This is a genomic window from Erwinia persicina NBRC 102418 (genome assembly GCF_001571305.1).
Lineage (GTDB): Bacteria > Pseudomonadota > Gammaproteobacteria > Enterobacterales > Enterobacteriaceae > Erwinia > Erwinia persicina.
In genome coordinates this window covers 1-8192 of sequence record NZ_BCTN01000040.1, presented here as the reverse complement: position 1 = coordinate 8192, position 8192 = coordinate 1, and the positions used below count along the sequence as shown (strand labels likewise).

The following is an 8192-nucleotide window of genomic DNA, read 5'->3' as shown; positions in this document are numbered from 1 at the left end:
CCTTCCTTCTGAAAGATATGCTCATTCAGAGACTCTAAAGTGGCTTAGTTTCCGTTTCCTGCGCCCCGGAAAGCCCGTCTCATTCTCCAGCTATCACGGTGAGTTTTTAGCGCATTGTGACCAGCTTCCGGCGCTGGCTGCGTGCCGTTTTCAGTTCAGTGCTATAGTGCCCCCTGCTCATTGCCATCACTGTAATAGTCAGCTTGTTTGGCACCATCCAGCGCTCCAGCTCGCGCACCGACACGGTGACTTCTTTTGAAAGAAACCCCGCTTCAACTCCCAGCTGCCACAGCGGCAGGCCCGCTATCGCCCATCTGTCCGGGTTCTTCACAGAAGGAAAACGCTCACTCAAGCGGTAAAATATGGCCTCCATTTCGTAATAACCCACGGGTGAATCAGACCAGCGCGACACCCAGATGCTGGCCGTCTCCGGGGAGTGTTTATCATGCCGGAATTCTGTTTCTGAATGGAACAGGATTTTGGGTCAGGGTCAGCGATCGCAGTAAGGCAACAAGCGGTGATCGCGGCACGTACCGCATCGAACAGAATCGCACCAGACTGATGGGGCCGCCAGAGGATGCCCGGTGCGTATCCGGTTGAGAAGACATAAAACCGCCCTTTCCACTCGCTGTGAAATTAGCCTTCAGAGGGACGGTCAAGATAACTTTCTGAAAGTTAATCGCCTTTTAGCGACGTACCGCCATGATCCCGGCGTCCACATCCCAGATAGCGCCGGTGACCCATGAAGCTTTATCCGACAGCAGGAACAGTATCGTATTCGCCACGTCTTCCGGCGTACCGACACGGCCCAGCGGATGAAAATCGCTCATGGCCTTCATGGCATCAGCAATCTCTTCTTTGGCCATAAAGCCTTCGTAGATTGGAGTATGAACAATGCCCGGTGAAACGGCGTTCACGCGAATGCCTGCGCCAGCCAGCTCTATCGCCAGGTTGCGGGTCAGAGCGTGCAGGCCCGCTTTTGCCATCGAGTAAGCTGACGCCGGCGAATCACCCAGCGCGGCCTGAGCACCAATTGAGCCCACGTTCACAATCGCACCTTCGCGCTTATCGGCCAGCATGTTTTTGACAACGTCCTGCGTGATAAAGAACGTGGCGCGGTTGAGCGACAGATACATGTCATAGTCCGCTGCATCGTGCTCCGTAAAGCTCTTGGGAATGAAGATGCCCGCAGAGTTCACCATCAGGCTGATGTCACGGTGATGCGTATTGATTTCCTGACGGATGGCGTTCATGCCTTCCTCAGTCATCAGGTTGGCGGCAATGACCGAGACGGATCCGACTCCGTACTGGCTCAATTCAGTTTTTACCGCTTCTGCTTTGTCCTTCCGGTTGCCTGTCAGCACCACGCTGCCGCCGGCCTTCAGCACCATGCGTGCCGTTTCAAGACCCATGCCGCTCGTGCCGCCAACAACCAGAAGCTTTTTACCTTTAAAAAAATCGCTCATTTCTGACTCCACTGTTTACAGGTTTGATTCTGCCGGCAGCCAGACTGCCGGCGTCGGGTATTCAGATACTGCAGCCACCGGTGCCACAGGCCTGACCGGCAGTGCCGGACAGTTCATCCTGTTTTTCCTCCCACACCTGGCGCAGGGCGCTCAGGAAATTTTCGGCGGACTGGGCACCACTGATGGCATATTTCTCGTTCAGCAGGAACAGCGGAACGCCGCTGACGCCGATGGAACGGGCGTGTGCCTCATCTTCCGCCACGGAAGACCGGAAGGTCTCGCTCTCCAGCGCACGCCGCGCATCATCCGCCTGCATCCCGGCTTCTTCAGCCAGCTTGATAAGTTCCGAGGGGTCAAAAATGGAACGCCCTTCGGTGGTGCCGGCCAGGTACAGGCGCTCTGCAACCGCATCACCCACGCCCCCCTGGCGTGCAGCAGCCAGCAGCGTCAGCGCATCTTCAGTATCGCCAAACAGCATGGTGTCAAAATTGTACTGAAGGCCTTCTGACTTACCGGCCGTTGCCACCTGATTCATCATCAGTTCGGCGCCCTGCTGCCCGCCGAATTTTTTATACAGCGCCTCCCGGAAGGGTAGTGCCGGGCGCTCGCCTGAGATACGAAACGCGTGGTGGCGTATCACCACGCTGTCGCGGTGTTCGAAGGCGGCCAGCCCTTTTTCAAAGCGTTTTTTGGCGATCCAGCACCACGGACAGACTAAATCTGACCAGATATCCAGGGTGATAACAGGCTTGAGGGTTTGCATTTTTGTACTCCCGATAAATAGTTAAACTGGTCATTCCGGTACGTTACCCTGCGATGCCGCCGGACAACGCTGCGGAAGGCATACCTTATTCAGCTGCCCAGACCGGATAGTCGGTGTAACCTTTTTCCGGGTTGCCGCTGACGCCGTAATAAGTTGAGCGATCGCTTTCGGCCAGCGGCCAGCCGTTCTGCATCCTTTCGACCAGGTCCGGGTTAGCGATGTACGGGACCCCAAACGCGATCAGGTCGGCTTCGTTTTCTGTCAGCACGTCTTCGGCGATCTCACGGGTGAATCCGCCGGCAGCGATAAGCGTCCCGCCAAATGCCTTGCGGAAGGCCGCTTTAAAGCCTGCGGGTACCGGCGCCTGGGTATACACGGGCTGGTAGTAAAGATGCACGTACGCCAGCTCGCGCTGCCCCAGCGCCGTTGCCATTTCACGCCAGGTTTCCTCTTCACCTTCATAGGGCGCGAGATCGTAAATACGCCCGAACGGGGAGAGCCTTACGGCAACCTTCGTGCTGCCAACGGCCGAAGAGACGGCGTCGATGGTTTCCAGCAGGAAGCGCTGGCGGTTTTTAACGGTGCCGCCGTAACCGTCCGTGCGCTGGTTCAGGGCGCTGCTGAGGAACTGGTCGAAAATAAAGCCGTTAGCTGCCATGATTTCCACGCCATCAAAGCCGGCTTCCATTGCCAGACGGGCTGAATTAACGAAGTCCTGGGTAACGCGACGGACTTCATCCGTTTCCAGCGCACGCGGCACGCTCGGGGTTACGGGACCCGGTTCGCCGGAGTCAGTAAATGCAAATACGGTGGTGTTGGTTGCCTGCACGGTCCCTGACGAGACCGGCGCCGCCTGTCCCGGTAGCAGGGAAACGTGGGACATGCGGCCAACGTGCCACAGCTGGGCGAATATACGCCCGCCTTTTGCATGGACGGCGTCCGTCACCTTGCGCCAGCCATCAACGTGCGCGCCGGTGTAAATGCCCGGGGTATAGAGGTAACCACGCGCTTCTTCTGAAACCGGGAGTCCTTCCGTAATAAGAAGGCCTGCCGATGCACGCTGCGCGTAATAAAGCGCAACAACCTCATCCGCCACGTCATTCATCGTGCGGGTGCGGGTCATGGGGGCCATCACCACGCGGTTTTTTAATTCGAGACCGGACAGGCTGCTGGGCGTGAATAACGTGCTCATTGAATACCTCATAACTCGTTGATTGATATGGCCAGACCCGGGAAGTGGTTGCAGGCAGTTCAGGAGTCACCCGGAGACGTCTGTCTGCAGCATTCGCGGCCAGCTGATGAACGCCACTATACCTACCTACTAGTTGATAGGTCAACAGGAATTATTTATACTCTTTTATGTTCAGGAAAAGCTGATGCCCTGCTACAGAAATATCTAATAAAAATCATGAGGATAGATACAGATTGCGTAAAATTACCAGCTACAACGAAGATAATTTTCGCGATATTGAACGCTATGAGGGGCTGTCAGTGGTGCGCTTCTCTGCTCCGTGGTGTCCGCCCTGTCAGACCAGTGAAGTCTTTTTTAATGTCCTGGTAAACCAGCTTGACGACGACATTCAGGTGGGCAGGGTTAATGTCGATCAGGCGCCCGTGTTGACGACAAAATATGAAATCTGGGGCCTGCCAACGGTGCTGATATTCAAAGAGGGGCAGATGGTGAGGCGCATACCCGGCGTAAAGCATGCGGGCTTTTATGCCAGTGCGATTGAAGAGGTAAAAAAAGGGCAGTAAGCCCTTTTTATCGATCCTTGAGCGTCTGTGCGTCCGTCAGCCTCTCATCTGGCTGACGGCATCCAGCGTGCGGGCAGAATAGACTGCCGCCGCGCCGGCATTCAGGTTGATGGCCACGCCCAGTGCCTCGGCAATTTCATCATCGGTGGCACCGGCTTTGATGGCGGCCTCCGCGTGAAACGCAATACAGCCGTCGCAGCGGGTAGTGACTGCGCAGGCGAGTGCGATAAGCTCGCGGACCTTTGCGCCAAGCAGATCGGTTTTGTTACCCGCGCTGCCAAGCGTCAACACGCCCTTCATGGTTTCAGGGGCAAGCTTGCCAAGCTGGCCAAGGCGCTGCATCAGTTCTGTACGGTAATTATTCCAGTCCTGCATTTTTTAAGCTCCGGTTTTGGGATTCAGAAACATCAGTATATGTTTGAGGCTGTTGCTGAAGACTTCAGCTCTGCCCGTTGCCCGTGCCACGACGCTCGCCCCCTCACAGAGGTTAATAATCATCAGTGCGGCATCTGTGGCGCCAATTCCTGTAGAAAATTCACCGGCACCAATCCCGCGCTCCACAATGCCAGTCAGCCAGCTGATCTGCATATCGAAATAGAGCGACGTCTGCTCAATAATATTCGGGGGAAGGTTGGCCGTTTCGGCCGACAGCGCGCAGCACAGCGGCAGAAGTGAGGCCCGGTAACTCTGTACGAAGAGGTCCACGTAAGCGGCAATCTGCTCTGCCGGCGAGCTTTTTGTCGCCAGGATTTCATCAAAGGTTGCCCGGGTATCGACTAACGCCTGCCTGACCACCTGCTCACCAAGGAGGTCTTTCGTCGGAAAGTGATGGTGTATGCTGGGCTTGGTGATGCCGATAATTTTGGACAGATCGGCATAGCTGAAGGCAGAATAGCCTTTTTCCCGCATGAGATGCTCGGCCTCGCCGAGGAGCCTTTCCCGCGTCATCGTTGTCATAATCCACTCCGTTAAACCTACTAGTTGGTAGATTATATTATCTTCATGGCTGTATGACAAGTCTCGTAATAATAACATTCAACCTCGTGGCTAACGTGTACCTGCATACGTTTTGCTGAATGACGGGAGCTTCGTTCGTTAAATTTGACTACCTATCAGTTGGTAGTTTACGCTCTGCTTTTTTGGAGCCCACGACCATGCGATTTTCCGTTGTTATCAAGATTGTTACTGCCATGCTCGCCTTTGCGGCGAATTCGATAATTTGCCGCGTTGCCCTCAGGGGCGGACATATCGATCCGGTGACATTCACCGATCTGCGTCTGACAAGCGGTGCGCTGGTGTTACTGCCGTTGTTAATCCGGCATAAAGGGAAGCTACGCGGTTCGCTTAACCTGAAAAATGCGCTGTTTCTGATGGCGTACGCGATGTGCTTTTCGGTTGCCTATATTCACCTTGATACCGGAACAGGCGCGCTGCTGCTGTTTGGCGTGGTGCAGCTGACAATGGTCGTGCACGGCGTACTCGCAGGAGAAAGATTGACCCTGCTGAGGACCACAGGGCTGGTCATGGCCGCAGGCGGCATTGGTGCGCTTCTGTTGCCTGGTGCGAAGGCCCCTCCGGTCAGCAGCGCGTTAATAATGGGCCTTGCAGGACTGGCCTGGGCGGCTTACACCCTGGCGGGAAGGAACCAGGCCGGGGGTGCCGTTGCCACCGCAGTAAATTTTCTTATTGCCGTGCCGCTGGCGCTTATTCTCACCCCGTTTGTCAGCAGCGGCCTGCATTCTGACGTTCAGGGAGTTATCCTCGCCGTGTTTGCCGGTGCAGCGGCCTCTGCCGGTGCTTACGTTCTCTGGTATTCCCTTTTGCCCCATCTTGACTCGGTAACGGCCAGCACGGTTCAGCTGAGCGTTCCCTGTCTTGCCATGCTGGGGGGCGTGTTGTTTCTGGGTGAATCCCTGAGCCTCAGAATGCTGCTGTCAACGGCGGCCGTGCTCGCCGGTATTGTTCTGGTGATCGGTGCCCCCCGCCGGAAGCATTAACAGCAGGACGTCAGCCGCAGAAAAGATTATGACTTGACAATCCAACTAGTAGATAGTCAATCTCAGTTCAGGGCATAACCTCATGCCCGTTCCCCCTGCAGACTTACTCGTCGTAGGACTCGCGCAGGGCCACGATTGTTAAAATACTTTACTGGATACCTGCATGAGATACGACTTTGATGAGATTATCGACAGATCGGGAACGGACAGCCTGACCATTGAGGGCTGGCGTGAATACATGTTTGGCGGGCATACCGGGGGACTTCCGACGGCACCTGAGGGCGGTTTTATAAACCTGTGGGTGGCAGACATGGCTTTCGCCACCCCCCAGCCCGTACTCGATGCTGTTCATGAACGGCTGAATAAAAAAATCCTCGGTTATACGCGTGCATATAACCCCGTATATCAGGAGATTTTTGGCGGCTGGTGCCAGCGACATTATGGATACCGCTTTGCGCCCGAGAGTATTGTGCTCTCACCGGGCATTATCCCGGCGCTCAACCGCCTGGTTCCTTTACTGACGCGTGAGAACGAAAGTGTACTGATACTTACCCCGTCCTATGCGCCGTTCAAGAAAGCAGGGGAATACAGCGGTCGCCGGGTCGTCAGTTGCCCTATGGTATATGCCTGCGGAGAAATGTCGGTGGACTTTAGCGACCTGGAGCGGCTTGTTAAGGATCCGGAACTGGGCATAAAAGTCTTCTTCCTGTGCAATCCCCATAATCCTACGGGTCGCGTATGGCGCCGGGACGAACTGCAGCGGATGGCAGAAATCTGCCTGCAAAACGACGTATGGGTCATCTCAGATGAAATACACTGTGATTTATCCCGCACGGGGATCAAACATACGCCGGCGGCTTCTCTTTTTCCCGACAGTAATAAGATTATCACCTGTATGTCTTCAAGTAAGACCTTCAATCTGGCGGGCAACCTGCTGGCCCATATCATGATCCCCGATCCGGTTATCCGCACATCGTGGCTGCGGCTGTACGATGACATGCTGTCACCGCTGAGCCTTGTCGCCAACCTTGCCGCCTGGTCACAATGCGATGACTGGCTGACGCAGGTCCGGCAATATATTGACGGTAATTTCGTGTTTCTCCGCGCCTGGCTTGAAGAACATCACCCACAGGTCCGTTTTGACATTCCGGATGGAACCTATCTTGCCTGGCTTGACCTGAGCCCCCATTCAGCCGTCAGCGGAAAAGAATACACCTCCCTGTACTTTGCTCAACAGTCAGGGATTCTGGTAGAGGATGCGGGAATGTTCGTTGGCAACGGCGACGGGCACATCCGGCTGAATCTTGCCTGCCCACGCGCGATGCTGGAAGAAGGTCTTCGCCGCCTGACCCGATCGCTTAACACGCATTTCTGAAACAGCTAAGGTGTGGCCAATATGCTTCCCGGAGCTGAAAGTATAAAGAGTGGCAGAGGCTGACCTCCTACTGGCGGAGCGACGGTGGCAAAAAAGTGATGTGGCGCGCCGTGCTCAGCGAAAATGGGGATACCGCATCGAAGAGTTCAGGCCGTCATGAGGATATTTGGAGGGGCAACAGTGCGGTCTTGCAGCCCCCTGTATGTTACTGATGCAGGGGGCTGCTTCATGCTGACATCACCTCAGAGCAATGATTAGACCAGGCGGGTGTTAACCTGCACCGGGTTTGCAAGCGTGTCATGGATCGGTGAGCTTTCCGGCAACAGCTGAACCAGCTCTTCGAGCTGCTCACGGCTGGCGGTCTTGCTGTTCAGGCGAACGTCCACACGAATACTCTTCGCGCCTTTGCGTACGTTCTTATCCAGGCCAAGGAACCCCTTCATATCGATGTCGAAATAGAGGTCGAGATCGATGCTTTCCAGATCCACGCCTTTTTCAGCCGCCATCAGGGTGAGAGTCGCAGTATAACAACCCGCGAGTGCCTGCAGAATGTACTCAGTCGGGCTCATGCCTGAATCGGTACCTAACAGGCCTGGTGGTTCGTCACCGATATTTGAAAACTTTCCAATGCGGCTGCGATCTTCTTTCCCATCCTGGAACGACGATCCGGTTTCAACGCGAACGGCCAGTCCACCATGGGAATGGGCTTTCACCTGGAAAGACATATTGCCAAGACCGGGCTCTGCGCGCACGGCTTCGCGAACGTTGCTGATATCTTCGGCGGAAGCATGTGGTTTCACTGTATGAGACATTGGAGCTCCTGTGTTTTTCATTAA

The 8192-nt window shown here is 55.2% G+C and carries 10 protein-coding genes; 3 read left to right on the top strand and 7 right to left on the bottom strand.

Going from position 1 to position 8192, the window contains the following annotated elements; genetic code table 11:
• Positions 1 to 106 precede the first annotated feature (106 nt).
• The 4 genes from EPE01S_RS22280 to EPE01S_RS22265 form a co-directional block, all read right to left on the bottom strand.
• Positions 107 to 475, bottom strand: a complete 369-nt coding sequence (locus EPE01S_RS22280; RefSeq protein WP_255210177.1) for a plasmid SOS inhibition protein A — start codon at positions 473 to 475, stop codon at positions 107 to 109.
• A 211-nt stretch (positions 476 to 686) separates the two neighbouring features.
• Positions 687 to 1466 (bottom strand): SDR family NAD(P)-dependent oxidoreductase, encoded by a 780-nt coding sequence (locus tag EPE01S_RS22275; RefSeq protein WP_062749559.1) that lies wholly within the window; start codon positions 1464 to 1466, stop codon positions 687 to 689.
• Positions 1467 to 1527: 61 nt separating this feature from the next.
• A complete protein-coding gene (locus EPE01S_RS22270) occupies positions 1528 to 2229 on the bottom strand; it encodes a DsbA family oxidoreductase (RefSeq protein ID WP_062749557.1) in 702 nt (233 codons plus the stop codon).
• 85 nt (positions 2230 to 2314) lie between these two features.
• Positions 2315 to 3421: an alkene reductase gene (locus EPE01S_RS22265; protein WP_062749554.1), complete on the bottom strand. Its 1107-nt coding sequence runs from the start codon at positions 3419 to 3421 to the stop codon at positions 2315 to 2317.
• A 233-nt stretch (positions 3422 to 3654) separates the two neighbouring features.
• Between EPE01S_RS22265 and EPE01S_RS22260 the strand changes: the two genes are divergently transcribed.
• Complete coding sequence (locus tag EPE01S_RS22260; protein WP_062749552.1) at positions 3655 to 3984, top strand: thioredoxin family protein; 330 nt, start codon at positions 3655 to 3657, stop codon at positions 3982 to 3984.
• 36 nt (positions 3985 to 4020) lie between these two features.
• Here the strand turns inward: EPE01S_RS22260 and EPE01S_RS22255 are convergent, their stop codons facing one another.
• Together EPE01S_RS22255 and EPE01S_RS22250 are read right to left on the bottom strand one after the other, a co-directional pair.
• Complete coding sequence (locus EPE01S_RS22255) at positions 4021 to 4359, bottom strand: carboxymuconolactone decarboxylase family protein (RefSeq protein ID WP_062749550.1); 339 nt, start codon at positions 4357 to 4359, stop codon at positions 4021 to 4023.
• 3 nt (positions 4360 to 4362) lie between these two features.
• Positions 4363 to 4941, bottom strand: a complete 579-nt coding sequence (locus tag EPE01S_RS22250; protein WP_062749547.1) for a TetR/AcrR family transcriptional regulator — start codon at positions 4939 to 4941, stop codon at positions 4363 to 4365.
• 197 nt (positions 4942 to 5138) lie between these two features.
• On the opposite strand from EPE01S_RS22250, the gene EPE01S_RS22245 reads away from it, so the two are divergent.
• Together EPE01S_RS22245 and EPE01S_RS22240 are read left to right on the top strand one after the other, a co-directional pair.
• Complete coding sequence (locus EPE01S_RS22245) at positions 5139 to 5981, top strand: DMT family transporter (RefSeq protein WP_062749545.1); 843 nt, start codon at positions 5139 to 5141, stop codon at positions 5979 to 5981.
• A 163-nt stretch (positions 5982 to 6144) separates the two neighbouring features.
• Positions 6145 to 7356: a MalY/PatB family protein gene (locus EPE01S_RS22240; protein WP_062749543.1), complete on the top strand. Its 1212-nt coding sequence runs from the start codon at positions 6145 to 6147 to the stop codon at positions 7354 to 7356.
• Between the two features lie 254 nt (positions 7357 to 7610).
• Here EPE01S_RS22240 and EPE01S_RS22235 read toward each other — a convergent pair whose 3' ends face one another.
• Positions 7611 to 8168 (bottom strand): OsmC family protein, encoded by a 558-nt coding sequence (locus tag EPE01S_RS22235; protein ID WP_062749541.1) that lies wholly within the window; start codon positions 8166 to 8168, stop codon positions 7611 to 7613.
• Positions 8169 to 8192 lie beyond the last annotated feature (24 nt).

Bases quoted from the DNA above. Each gene is read 5' to 3' on its own strand.
- EPE01S_RS22275 (WP_062749559.1), bottom strand. From the start codon at position 1,466: ATGAGCGATTTTTTTAAAGGTAAAAAGCTTCTGGTTGTTGGCGGCACG.
- EPE01S_RS22270 (WP_062749557.1), bottom strand. From the start codon at position 2,229: ATGCAAACCCTCAAGCCTGTTATCACCCTGGATATCTGGTCAGATTTA.
- EPE01S_RS22265 (WP_062749554.1), bottom strand. From the start codon at position 3,421: ATGAGCACGTTATTCACGCCCAGCAGCCTGTCCGGTCTCGAATTAAAA.
- EPE01S_RS22255 (WP_062749550.1), bottom strand. From the start codon at position 4,359: ATGCAGGACTGGAATAATTACCGTACAGAACTGATGCAGCGCCTTGGC.
- EPE01S_RS22250 (WP_062749547.1), bottom strand. From the start codon at position 4,941: ATGACAACGATGACGCGGGAAAGGCTCCTCGGCGAGGCCGAGCATCTC.
- EPE01S_RS22245 (WP_062749545.1), top strand. From the start codon at position 5,139: ATGCGATTTTCCGTTGTTATCAAGATTGTTACTGCCATGCTCGCCTTT.
- EPE01S_RS22240 (WP_062749543.1), top strand. From the start codon at position 6,145: ATGAGATACGACTTTGATGAGATTATCGACAGATCGGGAACGGACAGC.
- EPE01S_RS22235 (WP_062749541.1), bottom strand. From the start codon at position 8,168: ATGTCTCATACAGTGAAACCACATGCTTCCGCCGAAGATATCAGCAAC.